Source organism: Comamonas sp. Tr-654 (genome assembly GCF_011752915.1).
Classification (GTDB): Bacteria; Pseudomonadota; Gammaproteobacteria; order Burkholderiales; family Burkholderiaceae_C; genus Comamonas.
In genome coordinates, this window is the sequence record NZ_VWWQ01000001.1 from 393,879 (window position 1) to 417,424 (window position 23,546).

General features: G+C 62.1%; 19 protein-coding genes. 11 read left to right on the top strand and 8 right to left on the bottom strand.

Annotated elements, in window-relative coordinates; genetic code table 11:
- Positions 1-4: 4 nt before the first annotated feature.
- The 3 genes from F3J24_RS01640 to F3J24_RS01650 all read right to left on the bottom strand — a co-directional run bounded on the left by F3J24_RS01640 (position 5) and on the right by F3J24_RS01650 (position 3,957).
- Positions 5-1,879 carry an ATP-binding protein gene (locus F3J24_RS01640; protein WP_167002168.1) on the bottom strand — a complete coding sequence of 625 codons (1,875 nt, stop codon included), beginning with the start codon at positions 1,877-1,879 and terminating at the stop codon, positions 5-7.
- Between the two features lie 56 nt (positions 1,880-1,935).
- Positions 1,936-3,225 carry a dicarboxylate/amino acid:cation symporter gene (locus F3J24_RS01645; RefSeq protein WP_167002169.1) on the bottom strand — a complete coding sequence of 430 codons (1,290 nt, stop codon included), beginning with the start codon at positions 3,223-3,225 and terminating at the stop codon, positions 1,936-1,938.
- 309 nt (positions 3,226-3,534) lie between these two features.
- On the bottom strand, positions 3,535-3,957 hold the full coding sequence (locus F3J24_RS01650; RefSeq protein WP_167002170.1) for a thioesterase family protein: 423 nt from the start codon (positions 3,955-3,957) through the stop codon (positions 3,535-3,537).
- Positions 3,958-4,235: 278 nt separating this feature from the next.
- Here F3J24_RS01650 and F3J24_RS01655 point away from each other — a divergent pair, with 278 nt between their 5' ends.
- From F3J24_RS01655 to F3J24_RS01670, 4 genes are all read left to right on the top strand, one after another.
- A complete protein-coding gene (locus F3J24_RS01655) occupies positions 4,236-5,939 on the top strand; it encodes an electron transfer flavoprotein-ubiquinone oxidoreductase (RefSeq protein WP_167002171.1) in 1,704 nt (567 codons plus the stop codon).
- Between the two features lie 540 nt (positions 5,940-6,479).
- Positions 6,480-7,448: an ABC transporter substrate-binding protein gene (locus tag F3J24_RS01660; protein ID WP_050874385.1), complete on the top strand. Its 969-nt coding sequence runs from the start codon at positions 6,480-6,482 to the stop codon at positions 7,446-7,448.
- A 113-nt stretch (positions 7,449-7,561) separates the two neighbouring features.
- Positions 7,562-8,446 carry an ABC transporter permease gene (locus F3J24_RS01665; protein ID WP_003054767.1) on the top strand — a complete coding sequence of 295 codons (885 nt, stop codon included), beginning with the start codon at positions 7,562-7,564 and terminating at the stop codon, positions 8,444-8,446.
- 23 nt (positions 8,447-8,469) lie between these two features.
- Positions 8,470-9,264: an ABC transporter ATP-binding protein gene (locus F3J24_RS01670; RefSeq protein ID WP_003054766.1), complete on the top strand. Its 795-nt coding sequence runs from the start codon at positions 8,470-8,472 to the stop codon at positions 9,262-9,264.
- 75 nt (positions 9,265-9,339) lie between these two features.
- Here F3J24_RS01670 and F3J24_RS01675 read toward each other — a convergent pair whose 3' ends face one another.
- Positions 9,340-10,806: an MFS transporter gene (locus F3J24_RS01675; protein WP_167002172.1), complete on the bottom strand. Its 1,467-nt coding sequence runs from the start codon at positions 10,804-10,806 to the stop codon at positions 9,340-9,342.
- A 197-nt stretch (positions 10,807-11,003) separates the two neighbouring features.
- On the opposite strand from F3J24_RS01675, the gene F3J24_RS01680 reads away from it, so the two are divergent.
- Positions 11,004-11,894 carry a LysR family transcriptional regulator gene (locus tag F3J24_RS01680; RefSeq protein ID WP_167002173.1) on the top strand — a complete coding sequence of 297 codons (891 nt, stop codon included), beginning with the start codon at positions 11,004-11,006 and terminating at the stop codon, positions 11,892-11,894.
- A 35-nt stretch (positions 11,895-11,929) separates the two neighbouring features.
- Here the strand turns inward: F3J24_RS01680 and F3J24_RS01685 are convergent, their stop codons facing one another.
- Positions 11,930-13,117 (bottom strand): MFS transporter, encoded by a 1,188-nt coding sequence (locus F3J24_RS01685; RefSeq protein WP_167002174.1) that lies wholly within the window; start codon positions 13,115-13,117, stop codon positions 11,930-11,932.
- A gap of 587 nt (positions 13,118-13,704) precedes the next feature.
- On the opposite strand from F3J24_RS01685, the gene F3J24_RS01690 reads away from it, so the two are divergent.
- From F3J24_RS01690 to F3J24_RS01715, 6 genes are all read left to right on the top strand, one after another.
- The gene (locus F3J24_RS01690) at positions 13,705-15,180 is read left to right on the top strand and encodes an amino acid permease (protein ID WP_148729885.1); all 1,476 of its coding nucleotides are present in this window, start codon (positions 13,705-13,707) and stop codon (positions 15,178-15,180) included.
- Positions 15,181-15,362: 182 nt separating this feature from the next.
- The gene (locus F3J24_RS01695; RefSeq protein ID WP_167002175.1) at positions 15,363-16,739 is read left to right on the top strand and encodes a DUF1329 domain-containing protein; all 1,377 of its coding nucleotides are present in this window, start codon (positions 15,363-15,365) and stop codon (positions 16,737-16,739) included.
- Between the two features lie 470 nt (positions 16,740-17,209).
- Positions 17,210-18,922, top strand: coding sequence for a SulP family inorganic anion transporter (locus F3J24_RS01700; RefSeq protein WP_167003391.1), 1,713 nt, complete (start codon positions 17,210-17,212; stop codon positions 18,920-18,922).
- A gap of 43 nt (positions 18,923-18,965) precedes the next feature.
- Positions 18,966-19,760 carry a GGDEF domain-containing protein gene (locus F3J24_RS01705; protein WP_167002176.1) on the top strand — a complete coding sequence of 265 codons (795 nt, stop codon included), beginning with the start codon at positions 18,966-18,968 and terminating at the stop codon, positions 19,758-19,760.
- Positions 19,761-19,764: 4 nt separating this feature from the next.
- Positions 19,765-20,616, top strand: coding sequence for a MinD/ParA family protein (locus F3J24_RS01710; RefSeq protein ID WP_003054751.1), 852 nt, complete (start codon positions 19,765-19,767; stop codon positions 20,614-20,616).
- Between the two features lie 51 nt (positions 20,617-20,667).
- Positions 20,668-21,441, top strand: a complete 774-nt coding sequence (locus tag F3J24_RS01715) for a sulfurtransferase (RefSeq protein WP_167003393.1) — start codon at positions 20,668-20,670, stop codon at positions 21,439-21,441.
- A gap of 134 nt (positions 21,442-21,575) precedes the next feature.
- On the opposite strand, the gene F3J24_RS01720 is transcribed toward F3J24_RS01715, so the two are convergent.
- From F3J24_RS01720 to F3J24_RS01730, 3 genes are all read right to left on the bottom strand, one after another.
- Entirely contained in the window at positions 21,576-22,130 is a 555-nt protein-coding gene (locus F3J24_RS01720) for a flavodoxin family protein (RefSeq protein WP_167002178.1), read from the bottom strand.
- Between the two features lie 170 nt (positions 22,131-22,300).
- Entirely contained in the window at positions 22,301-22,708 is a 408-nt protein-coding gene (locus F3J24_RS01725) for a DoxX family protein (protein WP_167002180.1), read from the bottom strand.
- 74 nt (positions 22,709-22,782) lie between these two features.
- Entirely contained in the window at positions 22,783-23,484 is a 702-nt protein-coding gene (locus F3J24_RS01730; protein ID WP_167003395.1) for a pirin family protein, read from the bottom strand.
- Positions 23,485-23,546 lie beyond the last annotated feature (62 nt).

Consider the following 23,546-nt stretch of genomic DNA (forward strand, 5'->3'; position numbering starts at 1 on the left):
GCAATCAGGACAGCGGCCGAGTATCCACCAAGGGCAGGCGCAGCGTGAAGATGGCCCCGCCTTCCGGATGGTTGCCGCCGCTAAGGCTGCCACCTGCGGCATGGGCAATCTCTGCCGACAGCGGCAGGCCCAGGCCCAGTCCCAAACCCTCGGGCTTGGTGGTGAAAAAGGGCTCGAACAGCCGCGCCTGCACCTGTTCGCTGAGTCCGGGACCATGGTCACGCACCGTGATCTGCGCCCAGGCACCGGACCGGTTGCAGGCGATTTCCACGCACCGCGTGCTGGCGCCCTGCACAGCGTCCAGCGCATTGCTCAGCAGATTGATCAGCACCTGCTGCACGCGATTGGCATCGCACCAGGCAGTCAGCGCGAGATCCGAAGGCTGTCGCACGATCATGACGCCGCTTTGCGCAATGCGCGGCTCCAGCAAGGTCAGAGCGCCATCGACCACCTTGGCCAGTTCGACCTGTTCCGGCTGACCCGCGGACTTGCGCGCAAAGTTGCGCAACTGTCCGGTGATACGTCCCATGCGCTCCGTCAGCTCGGCCATGCGCCGCAGATTGCTGTGCACCATCTCGCCCTGGCCGCGCTCCAGAAAACGCTGGCTGTTGCCTGCCAGCGCCCGCAAGGCTGCCAGGGGCTGATTCAGCTCATGAGCTACTTCGGTGGAGAGCTGACCGATGACGGCCAGTTTGCCGGCCTGCACCAGCTCATCCTGCGCAGCGCGCAGCGTGGTCTCGGCATGCATGCGCTCCACCACCTCCTGCTGCAGTGCCAGATTGGCGTTCTGCAGATCGGCCGTGCGCTGCTGCACCTTCTGCTCCAGCACCTCGTTGGCCTGCTTCAGAGCCTGCTGGGCCGCCAGTTGCTCGCGCACATGCCTGCGCCGCTGATAGAGCAAAGCCCCCAGCAACAGCATCAATGCAATCAACGCCCCGGTCACCCATGCACGGCTCGCCGCCAGCTGCAATGCAACACTCAGGGGAGACAGCACGGTGATCTGCCAGGGCGTACCGGCCAGCGGCGTGGACTGTGCCAGAAAGCGGCCTGCGCTCGGGCCTGCCGCAGCGTCCTTGAGATCAGGAATGCTGACCTGCCTGATACCGGTGGCACCGCTCACGCCACCCCAGCTCAGCGACCTCAGATTCAGACGGTTGTATTTCTGGGAAGCTTCCAGCTCGGCGCGTCTTGCTGCGTTCAGCGGCTGCAGGGTGGCAAAGCGCCAGGCAGGCATGTTGCTGAGGATGACCACGGTGTTTTCATCGCTGACCATTACCGGCGACTCTGCACTGGCCCAGGACTGCTCGAGCTGCGCCAGCCCGACCTTGACCACCACCACGCCATGCAGCTCCCCCTGGCCCAGGGTCGTGGTCAGGTAATAGCCGGGCTCACCGCGCGTGGTGCCGACACCGAAGTAACGCCCCCGCCCTTCACGCAGCGCCTGCTGAACGTAGGGCCTGAAACCGAGGTTCTCGCCCACAAAGCTGTCAGCGCGGCGCCAGTTGCTGGCCGCCAGCACAAGACCCTGGTGATCCAGCATGTAGACGCTGAGAGTGCCCGCTCGGCGGCTCAGTTCTTCCAGATAGAGGTTGGCACGGGATTGCAGCGTTTCGTCGCCTGGCGATTTCAGCAGGGACAGGATCTCGGGCTGCAGGGCCACCACATCGGGCAGAAAGGCAAATTTGTCGATCTCGCGCCGAAGGCTGGCTGCATAGAGGTCAAGGCGGTTGTTGCCGGCCGCAGCCACCGTCTCGAGACCGATCTTGACAAAGCCCTGATAGCCCAGCCAGCCGCCCAGGCTGCTTGCAGCCAGCCAGAGCAGGATCAGCAAAGCAGCGCGCAGGTGCGGGGGCAGGAAAGCTAGCATGGTGCGGGCCATGTTAGCAGCGCCCGGCACAGCAGCAGGCAGTAAGCCGGGCAAGGCGGGGATCAGGCTCAGGCGCGGGCGGCCTCAGCCATGATCACAGGCTGGGCTGCCGAGTCTGTGGAAGACTCTGGAGCTTCATCGCCCTCCCATTTGGCCACCACGGCCGTGGCAATGGCGTTGCCCAGCACATTGGTCAGCGTACGACCCATGTCCAGGAAGTGGTCGATGCCCAGAATCAGCAGGATGCCGGCTTCCGGCAAGCCGAACATGGGCAGCACGGCGGCCACCACCACCAGCGAGGCGCGCGGCACGCCGGCAATGCCCTTGCTGGAAATCATCAGCACCATCAGCATGGTCAGCTGTGCGGTCAGCGACATCTCGATGCCATAGGCCTGAGAGATGAAGATGGCCAGGAAGGTGGTGTAGATCATGGAGCCGTCGAGGTTGAACGAGTAGCCCAGGGGCAGCACAAAACCGGTGATGCGTGGCTTGATGCCGAATTTCTCCAGCTGCTCCATGAGCTTGGGCAGCGTGGATTCGCTGCTGGCCGTGAAAAAGCCCACCAGCACCGGGCCGCGAATCAGCGACAGCAGGCGGAAGACATCCTTGCCCAGCACCACATAGCCGGCACCGATGAGCAGCACCCACAGCGCGGCCAGCGCAATATAAAAGCCCAGCAGGAACTTGCCGAACACCAGCAGCATGCCCAGTCCGTGGGTGGCAATGGTGCCTGCGACAGAGCCGAACACGCCCACGGGTGCAAAGCGCATCACGTACTCGGTCACGCGCAGCATGACGTGCGAGGTCTCTTCCATCAGATCGACCAGCATGTGCTTTTTCTGGTGGTTCAGATAGCCCAGGGCAATACCGAAGAACAGCGCGAACACGAGGATCTGCAACACCTCATTGGTGGCCATGGCCTCGAAGATGTTCTTGGGGAAGACATGGGTGATGAAATCCTTGAAGTTCAGCGCACCGGTCTTGAGACCCAGGCTCTCGGCATTCGTGGGAAGCTCCACGGTCAGGCCGTGGCCGGGTTGCAGCACATTGGCAAACACCAGACCCAGAAACAGCGAGCAGAACGAAGCCGCGATAAACCAGCCCAGCGCACGACCACCCACGCGGCCCACGGAACCGGCATCGCCCATATTGGCCAGGCCCGCCACCAGCGTGGCAAACACCAGGGGCGCGATGATCATCTTGATCATGCGCAGGAATACGTCGGTGAGGATGCCGAAATAGCCGGCAATGTCTTTGGCAGTCTCCGGTGTCGCGGCGTTGGCGTGGACGAGATAGCCCACGACCACACCCAGAACCATGGCCAGCAGAACCATGATGGTCAGGCGATTGGATTTCATTTCTTGGAATCTTGGTATGCGTTGTTTGAGTCGCTGCCGGAATCCAGGCCTTGAAGGCACCGGGTTCAGGCAGCGACAACAAACCGAGACGGACCGCCGACGCAACCGAGGTTTCGTCAGCCGGGTCCAGCCCCAGTCTCACTTGGTCAGCCGCAGCGAAGCGGCGTGCCGTCCTTTAAGCACATACCGTGCCAGCCAATAGATCACGGCCAAGTCTTTGATTTGCTTATATTCAAAATACTTTTCTGCATAACGACAATCGGATTTCCGGACGGCATCCGGAGAGATGTACGGAATTCCGAACAAACCTCAGGCTGTGACTGCCGAACGTATCCAGTCCGGTAGCGCAGCGGCTTTCTGCCGGGGAAAATCCACCCAGATCACCGTGCCTCCGCCGGCAGCGCAAATGACTCCCGGCTGTGCCACACGCTCCATCGTGGCCCAGGTCTCGAAGGTGGTGCGCGCGGGATCGCTGACAAACATCTTGAGCAGCACCTCGTCGGGATAGGCCAGCTGCTGATAGAAATTGCAGAAGGCGTTGACGATGACCGGCCCCTGCCCTGCGGGGTCCGGATTCAGACCCATGCCGTGCATCCAGTCGATACGGGCTGTTTCCAGGTAACGGAAGTACTGGGCGTTGTTGACATGGCCCATGGCGTCCATATCACCCCAGCGCACGGGAAAGCGCGTTTCATAGACCTGTTTTTTGCGCTCTGGCAACTCGATTCTCATGCCGCTATGTCTCCTGATTGTCCTGATTGTCCTGATTGAACGAGGTTTGCAACTGCCTCATCACCCCCTTGTTCTAGTTTCTTTGAGGGATGGCGTACCCCGGGTGGAGCACTAGCCTATGGACTTTGCCGCAACACCGATTGATGGGCTGTCGCCAAATCTGCACGGTCGTGCCGGACTGTCAGCATAGAATCGCCCGCATCGTGGTTTTTGCAGACGCACCTGCCTAGGCCGCGCACGCCAGTTTTCCCAATCCAATATCAAGCGAGACTTTCCCGATGACAAACGAAGAGATCCTGGCCCAGTACGGCCCGCGAGAGGCCATGGAATATGACGTGGTGGTGGTCGGTGGTGGCCCAGGCGGCCTGGCCACGGCCATTCGCCTCAAGCAGCTGGCGGCCGAAAAAGGTCAGGATGTCTCCGTGGTCGTGCTGGAAAAAGGCTCGGAGCCCGGCGCTCACACGCTCTCGGGCGCCATCATGGATCCTCGCGCCCTGACCGAACTGATCCCCGACTGGAAGGAAAAGGGTGCCCCCCTGAACCAGCCTGTGACCGAAGATGCCATGGTCTTCCTCGGCGAGAAGAGTTCTCTGCGCACGCCCAACTGGCTGCTGCCCAAGTGCTTTCATAACGAAGGCAACTACATTGTTCGCCTGGGCTTTGTCACCAAGTGGCTGGCGGAACAGGCCGAAGCCCTGGGCGTGGAAATCTTCCCCGGCTTCACGGCTGCCGAAGTGCTCTACAACGAAGATGGCTCCGTCAAGGGCGTAGCTACCGGCAATATGGGCATCAGCAAGGAAGGCGAGCCCACGGGAGACTTCCAGCTGGGCATGGAGCTGCACGGCAAGTACACCATCTTTGCCGAAGGTGCGCGCGGCCATCTGGGCAAACAGGTCATCGCCAAGTATTCGCTGGACGCCAACCGCGACCCGCAGACCTACGGTCTGGGCATCAAGGAACTCTGGGAGATCGACCCCCAGCGTCACAAACCCGGCATGGTGCTGCACACTGCCGGCTGGCCCATGAAGAGCGACACCTACGGTGGCGCCTTCCTCTACCACCTGGAAGACAATCTGGTCACGCTGGGCTTCATCACCGGTCTGGACTACTCCAACCCCTACCTGTCTCCGTTCGAGGAGATGCAGCGCTGGAAGACCCATCCCAATATCCGCTACTACCTGGAAGGCGACGAAGCCAAGGGCATCAAGCCCGCCAAGCGCATCAGCTACGGTGCGCGCGCCATCACGGCCGGCGGCATCTCCAGCCTGCCCCGCTTTGTCTTCCCCGGTGGTGCACTGGTGGGCTGCGAAGCCGGCTTCCTCAATGTCAGCCGCATCAAGGGCAGCCATGCCGCGATCAAGACCGGCATGCTGGCCGCCGAAGCCGCCTATGCCGCCATCGTCGCCGGTCGCCAGGGCGACGAGCTGACGGCCTATACCTATGCGTTCGAGAACAGCTGGCTCTATGAAGAGCTGTGGAAGGCGCGTAACTTCAAGGCCTGGTTCAAAAAGGGTCTGACCACGGCCACCGTGATGAACGGACTGGAGCAGTTCGTGCTGCGCGGCAACATCCCCTGGACGCTGCATCGCAACAAGCCCGACCACGCCTATCTCAAGCCCGCCACCGAGTGCGCCCCCATCGAGTACCCCAAGCCCGACGGCAAGCTGACCTTCGACCGCCTCTCCAGCGTCTTCATCAGCAGCACCAATCATGCAGAGAATCAGCCGGCTCACCTGACGCTCAAGGACGCCAGCGTCCCCGTTGCCGTGAATCTGACCAAGTTCGCCGGCCCCGAGCAGCGCTACTGCCCCGCAGGCGTGTATGAGTTCGTGGAGGACGAGGCCGATCCCGGCAAGCAGCGTCTGCAGATCAATGCGCAGAACTGCGTGCACTGCAAGACCTGCGACATCAAGGATCCGACGCAGAACATTGTCTGGGTGACACCCGAAGGCGGAGGCGGCCCCAACTACTCCGGTATGTAAGCCATATGATGGCATTCGGCGGCGACAGCCGCTGCCGGATGCACTCCCCAAAAGCCTGCGCCAGTTCCGACTGCACAGGCTTTTTTCATGGGCTGAATGTTTTTAGCAACGCAGCCCGTCAAATGCCCACAAATTTGCAGCATCCTGAAAATTCTCATGCCGGAGCAAGGGCCGTGAATCTCCCAATGGAGACCGGCTTGCCGCAGGGAAAGCGCAGCGACCAAAAAATAGGCAATCGCCTCGATATCCTTGACCTTGGCAAATCAAACGCAGGAAAAATGCAGGAAAAAGCAGAAACCCCGCCCTGCTCAACGCAATATTGCGCGCCATTGAACAGTGTCCACACACACAAACACCAGTCAAATAGCGCTTTGCGCAGCTTTCATGCCATTTTTTCGCGATCATCGTATAGGGATAAACAAGGTTATCTCAATTGCGAAGACAGCCAGATCGGTGCAGTAGACTTTGCCGCGAGGCGACGCGCATCGAGCACTGCCGTCTTAATTCACCTGGAACACACAACAAACGCTGGAGATACACATGAAGCAGCTGTCCTTGGCCCGCATGGGCGCACTGGCCCTGGCAATTTCCGCCATGTCGGGTGCCTATGCCGCCGACACCAAGTCCGTGGCCGTGACCGCCATTGTTGAACACCCCGCCCTGGATGCGGTGCGCGACGGCGTCAAGGACGCCCTGAAGGCTGCCGGCTACGAAGAAGGCAAGGCACTGAAGTGGCAGTACCAGAGCGCACAAGGCAACACCGGTACAGCAGCCCAGATCGCCCGCAAGTTCGTGGGTGACAAGCCTGACGCCATCGTCGCCATCGCCACGCCTTCCGCTCAGGCCGTGATCGCGTCGACCAAGACCGTGCCCGTGGTGTTCTCGGCCGTGACAGACCCTGTGGCCGCCAAGCTGGTCCCCAGCTGGGAACCTTCCAAGAACAATGTGACCGGCGTGTCCGACCTGCTGGCCCTGGACAAGCAGATGGACCTGGTCAAGCAGGTCGTGCCCAATGCCAAGCGCATCGGCATGGTCTACAACCCCGGTGAAGCCAACTCCGCCGTGGTCGTCAAGGAGCTGCAAGCCCTGCTGCCCAAGATGGGCTGGACTCTGGTGACCGCTGCCGCTCCCCGCTCGGTGGACGTCTCCAGCGCCGCACGCTCGCTGGTGGGCAAGGTCGACGTGATCTACACCAACACCGACAACAACGTGGTGTCGGCCTACGAATCGCTGGTCAAGGTGGGCCAGGACGCCAAGATTCCTCTGGTGGCCTCTGACACCGACTCCGTCAAGCGCGGCGCCGTGGCTGCCTACGGCATCAACTACCGCGACCTGGGTGAACAGACCGGCCGCATGGTGGTGCGCATCCTCAAGGGCGAAAAGCCCGGCGACATCAAGCCCGAAGTCTCCACCAAGATGGAACTGTTCGTGAACCCCGGCGCAGCCGAAAAGCAAGGCGTGAAGCTGTCCGACGCGCTGATCAAGTCCGCTGCGACCGTGGTCAAGTAATCCACTCCCTGTCGCCAGCACTGCCACCAGGCAGTGCCAGCGCAGCGGCAGGTGCCGTGGCAACATGGCCCTGCCGATTTTTTTAGACGTTTGCCGCGCCTGTCGCTCTCTCTATGTCTTTATTTTCCATCCTCGGTGCCATTGAAATTGGCCTGATCTTCAGCCTGGTGGCGCTGGGCGTCTTCATCTCCTTTCGCTTGCTGCGTTTTCCCGATCTGACGGTCGACGGCAGCTTCCCCCTCGGTGGTGCGGTCTGCGCCATTCTGATTTCCACGGGCACCAACCCCTGGCTGGCCACGCTGGCCGGCACGGCTGCAGGTGCCGTGGCCGGCTTCATCACGGGCTGGCTCAACGTCAAGCTCAAGATCATGGACCTGCTGGCCTCCATCCTGATGATGATCGGCCTGTACTCGGTGAATCTGCGCATCATGGGCGGCCCCAACGTGCCGCTGATCAACGAGCCCACGCTGTTCACCATGCTGCAGCCGGCCAACATTGACGACTATGTGATGCGCCCGCTCATCATGCTCGGCTTCGTCATCGTGGCCAAGCTGGCTCTGGACTGGTTCTTTGCCACCGAGCGCGGCCTGGCCATCCGCTCCACGGGCTCCAACGCCCGCATGGCTCGCGCCCAGGGCGTCAACACCGGCGCCATGATCCTGCTGGGCATGGCGATCTCCAACGGCCTGGTCGGCCTGGCGGGCGCACTGTTCGTGCAGACACAAGGCGGCTCCGACATCTCCATGGGCATCGGCACCATCGTCATCGGTCTGGCGGCCGTGATCGTGGGCGAGACCATCCTGCCTTCGCGCAAGATCATCTGGGCCACGCTGGCCGTGGTACTTGGCGCCGTGGTCTACCGCTTCTTCATCGCGGCAGCCCTCAATATCGATGCCATCGGCCTGAAGGCGCAGGATCTGAACCTGGTGACGGCAGTGCTGGTGACCATCGCACTGGTGATTCCGCAAATCAAGAAAAAGCTGAGCAAGCGCAAGTAAGAAGAAGGACGGCGGAGAACACCATGCTGAACGCACAAAACCTCGAACTCACCTTCAACCCTGGCACGCCAATCGAAACCCGCGCGCTGCGCGGCCTGTCGCTGTCGATTCCCGACGGTCAGTTCGTGACCGTCATCGGCTCCAACGGCGCAGGCAAGTCCACGTTTCTGAACTGCGTCTCGGGCGACCAGAGCGTGGACAAGGGCAAGATCGAAATTGCCGGCATCGACATGACGCGCATGCCGGTATGGTCCCGCTCCAAGCAGGTGGCCCGGGTGTTTCAGGACCCCATGGCCGGCACCTGTGAAGACCTGTCCATCGAAGAGAACATGGCACTGGCGCACGAGCGCGGCAACTTCCGCGGCTTGTCCAAGGCCGTAAAGGCAAGCAATCGCGATCTGTATCGCGAGCGCCTGGCCACGCTGGGCCTTGGCCTGGAAAACCGCCTGACTGATCGCATCGGCCTGCTCTCGGGCGGACAGCGTCAGGCCGTGAGCCTGCTGATGGCGGCGCTGCAGCCTTCGCGCATTCTGCTGCTGGACGAGCACACTGCCGCTCTGGACCCACGCACCGCCGACTTTGTGCTGCAACTGACAGCGCGCATCGTGCAGGAAGCCAATCTGACCACCATGATGGTGACGCACAGCATGCGCCAGGCGCTGGATGTGGGCACGCGTACCGTCATGCTGCACCAGGGCAATGTGGTGCTGGACGTCAGCGGCGAAGAGCGCTCCAGAATGGATGTGCCCGACCTGCTGCACATGTTCGAGAAGGTGCGCGGCGAAAAGCTGGCCGACGATGCATTGCTGCTGAGCTGAACCAGAAGCCATCAAAACAATAGCTGCTAACGCTTTACCCATAAGCGCTAGCAGCTATTTTCATATCAATTTAACTCAGCCAAGCTGAGGCTTCAGCTCCTGAACCAGCGGCCTGTGCCCCATGAGCGCGCAGACCAGCAAGGCCACCAGGGCAATCAGCGCGGTGCCCCATTCCGCATTCTGCAGACCCAGGGCATTGGCCTGCTGCAGTGCCTGGGCATTTACCGAACCTGTGGCCTGCACTTGCGCCACCGGCAGGGCAGCCACCATCACCAGCACGGCCAGCCCCAGTGCCGCCCCCACCTGCTGGGCCGTGGCGGCCACACCGGAAGCCACCCCCTGCTGCTGCGGCGCAATGCCCTCGCCCACCAATACCCACATGCCGGTCCAGCTGGCACCCTGGCCTATGCTCATCACGATGAAGCCCGGCACCAGCCACCAGTAATTGCCGGCCAATGGCAGCACGGCGGCGGTCCAGACCAGCCCCGCCAGACCTGCAGCCCAGCCGGCCATCAGCACGATGCGGGCGCTGTAGCGCGCCAATCCGCGTTCGGCCCAGCGAATACCGACGGTGCAGACAATGGTGGGCAGCACAAAGGCCAGCCCGGCCTGCAGAGGGCTCCAGCCCAGCACCTGCTGAAAGTACAGACCCAGGAAGTAGTACTGCACGCCGTAGCAACTCATGAACAGCAACGTCAGCAGCATGGCATGCTGCAGGCCGCGCACTTTCAGCATGGCCAGCGGCATCAGCGGCGCAGCCACCTGTTTTTCAATGGCAAAGAATGCCGCCAGCGCCAGCGCGGCGGCTAGCACCACGCCCCAGGTGCGGCCGTCCAGCCAGCCCCATTGCGGACCTTGCACCAAGGCCGTGACCAGCAGGCAGCTGCCCAGCGTCACGCTGATGCAACCGGCCACATCAAAGCGACGCTGCTGACGCGGCACGCTGGGCATCGCGGGCAGATAGCGTAGTGCCGCCATCGCACAAGGCCAGGCAATCGGCACTAGCACCCAGAGCACCCAGTTCCAGCCCAGCAACTGGGTCAGCACGCCGCCCAGCAAGGCCCCTGCCGCCAGCCCTCCGGCGCTGGCCATGCTCCACACGGCCAGCGCCCGATTGCGCTCGGCACCTGGGCGGTAGAGGGTGTTGATCATGGCAAGCGTGGCCGGGAATAGCAGCGCCGCCCCCACGCCCTGGGCCGCACGCGCCGCGATCAGCAGCCAGGCCTCGGTGGCAAAGCCTCCGGCCAGCGACGCCAGTCCGAACAAGGCCATGGCTGCTATGTACATGCGGCGCTGCCCCAGCAGATCGGCGCAGCGCCCGCCCAGCAGCAGACAGCCGCCGAAAGCCACGCTATAGCCGCTGATCACCCATTGCAGATGATGCACAGGCAACTGCAGATGCGTGCCCATGGCGTCCAGCGCCACAAACACGATCGTCGCATCCAGCGCAATCATCAGCTGCGCCAGCGATAACAGGGCCAGCGCTGCACGCGGATAGCGCAGGCTGGGCAGGGCTTGTAACTGGTTTTTCTCTTGATCCATCAATCGGTCCTCATTCTCGAAACAGAGCGGCTGCACGCCTCGCCGCTACGGCGGGCGTGAGTGCTCCAAAGCGTGCTGCTTTGCAGGTGCAGCGTGAATGACCGGTCAGGCAGGCATCGTATTTAATTCAAGGACGTAGATAAACATGAAAATCATGTTTAACTTATGCGTATACGCATCAATCAAGCTTGAGCACCATGGATCTGAACGCCGTACACATGCTGGTCAAGGTGGCCGAGTGCAAAAGCTTCACGCAGGCTGCGCACAGCCTTGGAACCACGCAGTCCCGCATCTCGCGGGCGATTGCCCAACTGGAAGCAGATCTGGGCACCCGGCTACTGCATCGCAATACACGCAATGTCTCGCTCACACCCGATGGCTGCACCCTGGTGGACCGCAGCGCCGCGCTGATTGCCGGGCTCGATGAGGCACGCCAGCTGATGCTGGACCGGCGCTGCGAACCCAGTGGCGTGCTGCGCATGACCGCGCCCTCGGTGCTGGGACGGGTGGTGCTCACGCCGTTGCTGGGGCCGCTGATGGATCGCTATCCGGGTCTGCAGATCGACGCCAGCTTTACTGACCGGGTAGTGGACATGGTGGAAGAAGGTTTTGACGCAGCCGTGCGCATAGGCCCTCTGGCCGACAGCCGCATGATTGCGCGCAGCCTGCCGCCGCTGCGCTGGGTGACCGTGGTCTCACCCAGCTATCTGCAAGCCCATGGCGCACCGCGCACGCTGCAGGAGCTGGCCCGGCACCGCTGCCTGTCGGTCTACAACCACTATCTGGGATTTCAGGTGCCCTGGCAATTCAAGGCCGAAGGCGAAGAGCCGCTGGACTGGATGCCGCCGCAGTCCATCAGCTTCGACAGCGGCGACCCTTTGGTCGAGGGCTCGCTGGCCGGCCTGGGCGTGGCCCAGGTCATGGAGTTTGCCGTGCGCGAGCATATTGCCGGCGCGCGGCTCATACCTGTGCTGACCCAGCTCGAAGGCCGCAGCCGCGAGCTGTCTCTGGTCTACCCGCGCACCCGCCATGCCTCGCCCAAAGTCAAGGCGCTGACCCAGATGCTGCTGGAGCAGGCGCGCTGGTAAGCGGCAGGACGGAGCCGCTCGGAACGACAGCGCCGTCAAGCCTTGCGTGCGGCACTCTCGCCAGCCGCTTGCGCCGCAGGACTGCGGCCGGCCTTGCCCAGCCACACCAGGCCCAGACCGCCTGCAGCCAGTGCAGCGCCCACCAATGGCACGGCCGCATATCCCAGGCCCTGACCGATGACGAAACCGCCCAACGCAGCGCCCAGCGCATTGCCCAGATTGAATGCCCCCACATTGACCGATGAAGCCAGGCCCGGCGCCTGTGCCGCGGCCTGCATGACCCGCATCTGCACTGGCGGCACGATGCCAAACGCCGCAGCGCCCCAGACCACCAGACCGATGGCCGCACCCAGATGGGTGGTCATGACCAGCGGCAGCAGGGCCATGATGACGGCGAGCAGCGCCAGAATGATCTTGGTGGCGCCGTCCAGCGACCAGTCGGCCAGCTTGCCGCCCAGCGCATTGCCCAGCGTGAACCCGATGCCGATCAGCACCAGGGCGAAGGCCACAAAGCCGGGGCTGGCATGCGTGATCTCGGCCAGCACGGGTGCCACATAGGTATAGAGCGCAAACATGGCACCGGCCCCCAGCACCGTGGTGCCCATGGCCAGCAGCACTTCGGGGCGTGCCAGCACCTTCAACTCGCGGCGCACGTCAGGGCGTGTGCCCGGTTCGCCCTTGGGCAGCGCCAGCCACAGCGCGGCAATGGTGAGCAAGCCCAGCATGGCCGTGCCGCCAAAGGCCAGGCGCCAGCCCAGTTGCTGGCCGATCCAGGTCGCAGCGGGCACGCCACCGATATTGGCAATCGTCAGGCCCATGAACATGGCGGCAATCGCACTGGCCTGCTTGTCCCTGGGCACCACGCTCGCTGCCACCACCGCACCGATGCCGAAGAAAGCACCGTGATTGAGACTGGTGACAAGGCGCGACAGCAGTAGCGTGGCATAGCCCGGAGCAAAGGCCGACAACAGATTGCCCACGGTGAACAACACCATCAGGCCCATCAGCGCAGCCCGTTTGCCAAAACGACTGAAAAGCAGCGTCATGACCGGAGCCCCCAGCATCACGCCCACAGCGTAGGCAGAGACCAGCATGCCCGCCGTGGGAATACTGACCTGCACCCCATCGGCAATCACGGGCAGCAATCCCATGGGAGTGAACTCGGTCGTGCCAATGGCAAATGCGCCAACGGCCAGGGCAAATAAAGCGGCGGAGGATTTCATAGCCCGCAGTGTGCCCGCTGCATCTGTGCCGATTAAGCCCTGTATTCAACAAATTCTCTTGAATTGAATTCAAGAATAGAAATGCTCACGAAACCATCACCGGCAAGCTGTAAGCCTTGTGTGGCTGCCGCCGTGAAAGCCGAGGTCTGGCGAATCGGGCTACGGAAAAGCGCTGATGCCCCAAGCAGGCTTCAGGCTCTACCAGCTGGACAAAAGACCGCTGTTGGTCCGCGCTTTGCCTCGATCCGTTGCGTCCATGCCACCATTTGTGCGCCACCGCTCCATGCAGAGCCAATGCCGCCCACAAGAGGCAGCCACTAGCCCGAGCCCATAAACCCATAAAAAACAGATACTTGGAAAAAATCTCCGCCAATTCGCTGCACTTCATGACAACCCGGAGCGCACGCACCGCCCATAAATCGCTCACAATCTGCACCCACTGAACGGCAATGAGTGTCATCGCCGATCGCGCACGCCGCGTTGTTATCCCAGGGCCGGCCGTGCAGAACCACAATAATGCAAGCCATGACAACGGCCTTAGCCAGCCTGTTTCCCCTTGTCATGTCCTGCCAGAAAATCTCGTATTCATGAGCGACAGCGAATCCACTGCAGCAACCGGCCAGTTGCACCGTTCCCTCAAGGCCCGTCATATGTCGATGATCGCCATCGGCGGCTCCATCGGCACCGGCCTTTTTGTCGCCTCCGGCGCAACCATCTCCCAGGCCGGCCCAGGCGGCGCCTTGCTGGCCTACATGATCGTGGGCCTGATGGTCTATTTCCTGATGACCAGCCTGGGCGAGATGGCCGCACACATGCCCGTCTCCGGCTCTTTTGCCACCTATGGCGCCAAGTACGTGGATGAAGGTTTCGGCTTCGCGCTGGGCTGGAACTACTGGTACAACTGGGCCGTGACCATTGCCGTGGATCTGGTGGCCGCACAGCTGGTGATGGCCTACTGGTTCCCGGGCACCAACGGAGTGCTCTGGAGTGCGCTGTTTCTGGCCCTGATGTTCGGCCTCAACGCACTGTCGGCCAAGGGCTTTGGCGAATCCGAATTCTGGTTCGCCGCCATCAAGGTGACCACGGTGCTGGTCTTCATTGCCATCGGCGTGCTGATGATCTTCGGCATTTTGCAAGGCGGCGCGCCTGACGGAATCTGGGGCAATATTGCCAACCTGAGCACGGGCGACGCACCGTTTGCAGGCGGCTTTGCGGCCTTGATCGGCGTGGCCATGGTGGTGGGCTTTTCCTTCCAGGGCACGGAGCTGATCGGCATCGCCGCCGGCGAATCCGAAGATCCCGCCAAGAACGTGCCCAAGGCCGTGCGCAAGGTGTTCTGGCGCATTTTGCTGTTCTACGTCTTCGCCATCCTCATCATCGGTCTGCTGATTCCCTATACCGATCCCAAGCTGCTGCGCAACGACCTGGGCGATATCGCCGTCAGCCCCTTCACGCTGGTGTTCGAGCGTGCCGGCCTGCTGGGCGCTGCCGCCGTGATGAATGCCGTGGTACTGACCTCGGTGCTGTCGGCCGGCAACTCCGGCATGTATGCCTCCACCCGCATGCTGTATGCATTGGCCAAGCAAGGCATGGCGCCCAAGGTGTTCGCCCAGGTCAACACGCGTGGCGTGCCCGTGCTGGCCTTGATCGCCACTACCGTGATCGCCGCCCTGTGCTTTCTGACCAATATCTTCAGCCCCGAAGTGGTCTACATCTGGCTGCTGAATCTGTCGGGCATGTGCGGCTTCGTTGCCTGGCTGGGCATTGCCATCAGCCACTATCGTTTCCGCAAGGGCTGCGAAGTGCAGAACTACGATATGAACCAGCTGCCCTACAAGGCAGCGGCCTTCCCCTTCGGCCCCATCTTCGCTTTTGTGCTGTGCCTGATCATCACCCTGGGCCAAAACTACGAGAACCTGATCAAGGACCAGATCGACTGGGTCGGCGCCATTGCCACCTATATCGGCCTGCCTCTGTTCCTGGCCATCTGGTTCGGCTACAAATGGGTCAAGGGCACGCGCATCGTCAAATACTCGGAAATGGATCTCAACGGCTCGCGTTGATACCTAGTCATTTTTGATCCCCCAAAAGGGCAGCACCGGCAACGGCGCTGCCCTTTGTGCATCATGGGCCGCCCCCGGACGCTGTCGATTAGTCTCAACAGACGATTCATGTCATGACAAATATCTGAAGAATCGATGTTCGCAGGCAGGAGCCTGCATGGTTTTCACCAGGGAGGAGAGCAATGAAGAACAAGACGATGAATACGGCGCTGCTGCTGTGCATGGGTTTACTGGGCGCAGGCGCTGCCTGTGCCAAGGTTCCCGCTGCCGAGGCCGACAAGCTGGGCAAGGAGCTGACCTGCACGGGCGCCATCAGGGCCGGCAATGCCGACGGCAGCATTCCGCCCTTCACGGGCAAGATCCTGGGCGTGCCGCCCGGCGTGAAGTTCACCAGGTCAGTGGGACAGTTCCAGCCCGATATCTATGCCAACGAGAAGCCGCTGTTCGAAATCACGGCCGCCAATATGGCCCAGTACGGCGACAAGCTCAGTGACGGCCAGAAGGCGCTGCTTGGCAAATTCCCGGCCACCATGCGCATTCCCGTCTATCCGGGCCACCGCGACTTCCGCTATGACGACGATATCTGCGCCGTCATCAAGCGCAATGCGCTGGAAGCCGAGATAGTCAACGACGGCAATGGCGTCAAGGGCTTCATGGGCGCTCTGCCCTTCCCCATTCCGAAGAGCGGCGTGGAGCTGCTCTGGAACAACCTCATGCCCAGCCGCGCCAGCACCGAAGAGGTGGAACGCGACATGGCACTGGTGGGCGCAGGCGGCGATATCGCCTGGGGCCGCACCAGCTACATCCAGCTCAGCCGCTATGACTCCAAGGAAAACCTGGGCAAGTCCAACGAAGGCAAATACGCCTACGTGACCAATTTCTCCATCCTGCCCGAGCGCGAAAAAGGCGGCGTGATTCTGTCCATAGAGCCCATGAACTTCGGCACGGACAAGCGCCTGGCCTGGAACTACGACCCCGGCACCCGCCGCGTGCGCCAGCTGCCCGAGTTCGGCTATGACCAACCCTCCCCGGGCACCAGCGGCAAGGCGACCATCGACTCAGAACGCCTGTTCAACGGTGGCTCCGAGCGCTACGAGTGGACCATGCACGGCAAGCGCGAAATGTTCGTTCCTGCCAATACCTTTCGCATCAACCAGCCGCTGAAGTACGCCGATCTGCTCAAACCCGGCCACCCCAACCCGGCCTACACCCGCTATGAGCTGCGCCGTGTCTGGGTGCTGGAGGGCAAGCTCAAGCCGGGCTTTCGCCACCTGTACTCCAAGCGCGTGATGTTCATTGATGAAGACACCGGCCACGCCGTCTCGGGGGACTTCTACGATGCACGCGGCCAGCTGTGGCAGCACGCAGAGATCAATTACTACTACGCCTACGACATCAGGAAATGGCATGCCGGGACATCGTTCTACTACGACCTGAATGCCGGCTCCTATGTGAGCATGAATCTGGTCCAGGAGCGCCCCAAGGCGCCGATCCTGGGTAAGGACAACCTCAAGCCCAGCCAGTACACCCCAGAAGCGATCCGCAATCTGGGCAACTGATAGATGACAGGTGGCTCAGCCACCGCGCGCACTGCACCAAAGCGTGTAAAGAGAGGCCATGAGCCTCTCTTTTTTTATGGCTGCTCCAACGCCCGAAACTGGCGCGCCCTCCCGCATATGCCCGGGCAGCGTGCTAGGATGAAACGCGGTGCCGGCATTGAAAACCATGGCAGCTGGTGCCGTTTTTTCTGTCTTCGAGTCGATTTCAACGTGAGTATCATTCACCAGCAGCCAGCGACCCACCCGGTCGCCTGGCAGGGCGCGGATCTGGCGGGCGCCCCCGCCCGGATTCATCGGCCATCCGCCGACACTCTTGCCGCCATCGATGCCATGCGGGCCCGGTTCGGACAATGCGCCCCGAGTCGCCCGCCCTTCTCGACCCAGGTCGCAGCCTCGCCCTGTTTTAATCTCTGCACAACAAAGCCCGACTAAGCTTGCAGACGGTTTAGTTCGCCGCAATCATGACTTCCATGCAATCCCTGGCCCGATGGCTGCCCTTTCTCGATTGGCCCAAACCTACTTTCGGCCTACTACGCGGCGAATTCTGGGCCGGCCTGACCGTGGGCCTGATGTTGCTGCCCCAGGGCGTGGCTTACGCCGCGCTGGCCGGCATGCCACTCATCACCGGCATCTACGCCTCCATCATTCCGGCCGCAGTGGCCATTCTCTTCAGCCCCTCGCCACGGCTGGGCGTGGGACCGACGGCGCTGAGCGCCTTGCTGATCGGCGCCTCCCTGACGGGCATGGCCGAACCGGGCTCGGCCCAATGGGTAGTGCTTGCGGCATGGATGGCGATTCTTTCCGGCCTGGTGCAATGGAGTCTGGGCGTGGTGCGTGCAGGCTGGCTGCTCAACCTGGTCACCTCCCCCGTATTGGCAGGTTTCACCCAGGCAGCAGCCCTGCTGATTCTGGCCTCGCAGCTGCCCACCCTGCTGGGCATGCGCGCTGACTGGTCCACCGTCTGGCACTCGCCGTCCATCTACCTGTTCAGCATCCAGTCCATCGCCTACGGCCTGGTCAGCATGGCTCTTCTGATGCTGGCCAAGAAATGGCGTCCGGCCTTTCCCTCAGCCATTTTCATCATCGGCCTGAGCGGCTTCATCAGCTGGATCACGGGTTTTGCCGATGCGGGCGGCTCCGTGATCGGCCACCTGCCTGCGGGACTGCCCAGCTTCCAATGGCCAGGCATGCTGGACTGGGAACAGTTCGGCGCCCTGGTCATGCCAGTGCTGGTCATCTCCCTGGTCAGCTTTCTGGAGACGGCCTCCAGCGCCCAGGTCGAGCATCAGCAGGCCGGCACGCGCTGGAACGAGAACCAGGATCTGATTGCCCAGGGCCTGTCCAAGATCAGCGCCGGCCTGTTCGGCAGCTTTGCCACCAGCGCCTCGTTCTCACGCTCGGCGGTCAATCTGCTCGCCGGTGCCAAGACCGGCTATGCGAATGTCTTTTCCATCTTGCTGGTGGTGGTGGTCGTGCTCTGGTTCATCCCCTGGCTCTACCACGTGCCTCAGGCCACGCTGGCAGCCATCGTGATCACCGCCGTGCTCAACCTGGTCAAGCCCAGCGCGATCCTCAAGCTGTTCAGGATCTCCAAGGTGGAAGCCTGCATCAGCGTCGCCACACTGGTGCTGACCATCGTCACCGCCCCGCGCATGTACTGGGGGGTGTTTGCGGGCATCATGCTCAGCCAGGCTTACTACCTCTATCACCACTTGCACCCGCGCATCATCGAGATCGGCGAGCATCCTGACGGCAGCCTGCGCAGCCGCCAGCTCTGGCAGTTGCCGGCCCTCGCGCCCAATGTCGTGGCCCTGCGCATGGACGCAGACCTGGACTTCGCCACGGCCACAGCGCTTGAGCGCTACGCTGCCGACGCACTGCAGCAGGTGCCCCAGGCCAAAGACCTGGCCTTGCTGATGCAGTCCATCAACAGCATCGACATCACCGGCGTCGAGACCTTTGCCCGCCTTGAGCGCATGGTTGCCTTGCGCGGCGGCCTGCTGCATGTGGTGGGGCTGAAATTGCCTGCCGAGCAACGACTGGAGCGTGCCGGCCTGCTGCACCAGAGCGGCAGCCCCATCAGGCTCTATCGCACGGATGCCGACTTTCTGCGAACGCTTGGCAATTTCCCCACAGAACCGCCTCCTGTCAACACTGACGAAAAGCCTACATCCACAAAATGATAAGGGTCGCTGCTACACTGACGGCCACCATTGATAGCTTGTCGTGACCTCATCCGCCCCCCATCAATCCGTGTTTCTGCGCGATCTGCGCCTTGCCACCGCACACAATCTGGTGACTCGCGCGGGCGGTGGCGATATCCGTCTGCCCACCGACACCCCCACCCATTACCTGCAAGCCCTGATTGATGGCTTGTGCGCTCTGTCATTGCGCGACCCTCTCACGGGGCTGGCCAACCGCCGCCATTTCCGCTCCGTGATCGAGCGCGAGATCGACCGCGTGGCCCGCTCGGGCGAAACCGCTCTGCTGCTGATGCTGGACATCGACCACTTCAAGCAGATCAACGACGAGCACGGCCATATCGCCGGCGATATGGTGCTGCAATCGGTGGCACAGACGCTGGCCGAAATCATTCGGCCAATGGACACGCTGGCGCGCTTCGGCGGCGAGGAATTCGCCATCGTGCTGCCGGTCTGCCCCGCGCATCAGGGCCGTACGGTCGCCGAGCGCCTGCGCCAAGCCATCGAAGACAACTCCATCGCCGTGTCCTCGGGTCAGATGCTGAAGGTCACCGTGAGTATCGGCGGTGTCTACGCCCAGCAATGGATTCGCAGCACGGCGCAGCTATGGACCGAGCGTGCCGATCGCCAGCTCTATCTGGCCAAATCCGCAGGCCGCAACTGCGTCTGTGTGGAGGAACCGCCCGACAGTACGGTGAGTGCCGAGGAAAAAAGCCTGCTATTCAGCCCTTTGCATGCTGCCTCTTTAGAGGAAAATGTTTCCGACAACACAGCACCAGACGTAAACACCGACGCCGCAAGCCAGGTCATAACGCCTTGAGACGATGGACACCTTGGCCCCTCACCCTACTTTGCCCGCTCATATATCCATGGAAGATGCCCTGCGGGCGCCTGGCCGCACCAAGCAGGCCCACATCATTGCCGTCACCAGCGGCAAAGGCGGTGTCGGCAAGACTTTTGTCTCTGCCAATCTGGCTGCGGCTCTGACGCGTCATGGCTTCAACGTGCTGGTACTGGACGCCGATCTGGGCCTGGCCAATCTGGACGTGGTGCTCAACCTCTATCCCAAGGTCACGCTGCACGATGTGTTCACGGGCCGCTCCACGCTGGAAGATGCGATTCTGACCACGCCGGGCGGCTACTCCGTGCTGCTGGCCGGCTCGGGCATGATCGAGTATTCGCGCCTGACGCCCGAGATTCGCTCCCAGTTCATGCGTACGGTGGAGCTGCTGCGCCCGCGCTACGACATCATCCTGCTCGACACCGGCGCCGGCATCTCCGACGTGGTGCTGTTCTCCGTATCTCTGGCCACCGAGGTGCTGGTCGTGGCTACACCCGAGCCCACCTCGCTGACCGACGCCTATGCAGCCATCAAGGTGCTGGCCCTGCAGCAAAAGCGCCAGCAGATCCGTCTGGTCATCAACCAGGCGCAGCGCCCTGGCGATGGCCGCGCCATCACGGGCCAGCTGCAGCAGGTGCTCAACCGCTTCGTGACCACCGATTCCGGTCAGCCGCTGCAGCTGACTCACTGGGGCGATATTCCGGTCGACTCCGCCGTGCGCGAAGCAGTGATGCGCCGACAGCTGCTGCTGCAGGCCATGCCTGGAGCACCCGCATCCCTCGCAGTGGCACAGCTGTCCAATAAAATCAAGGCAGAGCTGACGGCCCCGGTCTGAGCTGCATCACCGTCGATGCAGCAGCCGCGCGGCCGCCCCCCGGATATCGACGTGGCCGACATACTCAACATCTCCTGCTACAAATTCACGCCCCTGCCTGATGCCGACCAGTTGCGCCAGACGCTGCTGGAGCGCGCCCATGCCCTGAGCCTCAAGGGCACGGTGCTGCTGGCCGAGGAAGGCATCAACTTTTTCCTGGCCGGCCCTGCCGATGCCGTACGCGGCTTTGTCGAGCAGCTGAAGCAAGACCCGCGTTTTGCCGACCTGACCCCCAAGGAAAGCTGGTCCGAGACCGTGCCCTTTCGCAAAATGCTGGTCAAGGTCAAGAACGAGATCATCCGCATGGATCATCCCGCCATTCGCCCCGCCCATGGCCGGGCACCTTCGGTCAGCCCGGTCACGCTGCGCCGCTGGCTTGAGCAAGGCCATGACGACGAGGGCCGCGAGGTGGTGACACTGGACACGCGCAACGACTACGAAGTGGACGAAGGCGCGTTTGCAGGCACGATCGACTGGCGCCTGAGCAAGTTCACCGAATTCCCGCCAGCACTGCGCCAGCACAAGGACGAATTCGCCGGCAAGACCGTGGTCAGCTACTGCACGGGCGGCATCCGCTGTGAAAAGGCCGCCATCCTGATGCAGAACGAAGGCATCGAAAACGTCTATCAGCTCGAAGGCGGCATCCTCAAGTACTTCGAGGAAACCGACGGCAAGTTCTACGACGGCGGCTGCTTTGTCTTTGACGGCCGCGACTCGCTGGGCACCGATCTGTCGCGCACCGAGCTGGTTCACCCCCGCCCCATCAAAAAGCATCTGATGGAATAAGTCGGCCTGTCTGGGCGACTCTCAAAAAAAGAGCGGCTAGCGCTTTTCATCAAAGGATTTCAGATACCAAGCAATCTGAAATCCAAGATAGAAAAGCGCTAGCCGCTTCCTATTCAATAGCAGATCGAAGCTGCTTATCTTGCCCAGCGTGCTGCAGCGCTGGCCACGCGCTCACCGAACTGGCGTGCGGTCTCCAGATCGCCAGCGGCCATCTCGCTGGCCGATGCATCCGAGGGCGACTGCGCCATGGCACCGCTGAAGCTGCCCATCCAGTTCACATCATTGCGCTGCGCGGCCTTGGTGTTCGAAGGCAGCAGGCCCAGACCCACCCAGACGCCGCCATGCTGCATGGCCAGGTGGTAGAAATAGTCGAGCGTGACCTGCTTGTCGCCCTGCACGCTGGCGCTGTTGCTGAAGCCGGCGAACAGCTTGTCCTTCCAGGCCTGGGCAAACCAGGCCTTGGACGAGGCGTCGGCAAACTTCTTGAACTGCCAGCTCGGTGCCGCCATATAAGTGGGCGCGCCAAAGACGATGGCGTCGGCCGCGGCCAGTTGCTCCCAGCCGCCCTCTGGCAGATTGCCGTCGGCATCGATGGCCAGCAGCTGCGCGCCCGCGCCCTGCGCCACCGACTGCGCCATGCGCTGGGTATGGCCGTAGCCGGAGTGGTAGACCACAACGATAGTGCTCATGATTTCTTCTTTCTTGCTTGCGTCGGCGCGGCCATCCGCGCCGCCATCCTGTTTCTTTGCCAAATAAAGGCCCGCCGGATTGACACCCGGCGGGCCTTGTCTTGCGAGAGCACCCTAGCTTATCAAAGCCTTGGCTGCCCGCGCGCCTTCAGGCGATGCAGCAGCCTCAATCAACTCTTGCGAGCGTCCATGCTCCAGGCGCCTGCCCCATGGGCGGCATAGCCAAGCAGACCACCGACCACAGCGATGTTCTTCCAGAACAGCAGCTGCTGCATCATCGCGGCTTCCGCAGCCACGCCCCAGAAGTTGTGGAAGAAAAAGCTCGCGACGAGGGTGAAAAAGCCCAGGATCAGGGCCGCCCAGCGCGTATGCCAACCCAGCAGGATGGCCAGACCGCCGGCGATCTCGATCACCAGGCCCACCGCCACGGCGACCTGGGGCATGGGCATGCCCACCGATGCGGCATAGCCCACCGTGCCAGCAAAGCCGCTGATTTTCTGGATTCCCGCCGGCAGGAACAGCAGGGCGATCAGCACCCGCCCCAGCAGGTCCAGAGGATTTCTGAATTGATTCAACATTTAAAACTCCAGTCATGGCGACCAAGGGTCGCGTTGGCTCATATCCATCATCACAACCCTTGAAATCGTCAGACTCAAGGCTCCAGATCAAACACCAGAACTTCCGCGGCCCGGCCATTTGCAAGGCGCAGGTGCTCCTCATTTTCAATAAGTGCAGCGTCGCCGCTTGTCAGCTTTTGTCCATTCACGTCCAGCTCGCCGCGCACCAGGTGCACATAGGTCTTGCGGCCGGCTGGCAGGGATACATCCGCAGTCTCCCCTGCGTCGAACAGGCCGGCGTACAAGCGCGCATCGGCATTCATGCTCACCGAACCCTCGGCTCCATCGGGCGAGGCCACCAGGCACAGGCGACCGCGCTTTTGCGCCTCGCTGAAGGTCTTTTGCGCATAGCCGGGCTCGATGCCCGTGCGCGCCGGCAGCAGCCAGATCTGCAGAAAATGCGTGGTCTGGTCCTGGGCGTAGTTCTGCTCGCTGTGCACCACACCAGAGCCGGCACTCATGCGCTGCACTTCGCCGGGCAGGATGGGGGTTTCATTGCCCATGCTGTCCTTGTGCGAGAGCGCGCCTTCGAGCACATAGCTGATGATTTCCATATCGCGATGGCCGTGGGCACCGAAGCCCGTGCCCGGCGCGATGCGGTCTTCGTTGATCACGCGCAGATTGCCAAACCCCATGTGGCGCGGGTCGTAGTAATCGGCAAACGAAAAGCTGTGATAGGACTTGAGCCAGCCGTGGTCGGCGTAGCCGCGTTCCTGGGATTTGCGCAGAGTCATCATGGTGTGCTTCCTTTCGTTCATGTAACTGTCTCTATGGGCTCTACTGTAGAAGTCGGCGGCAA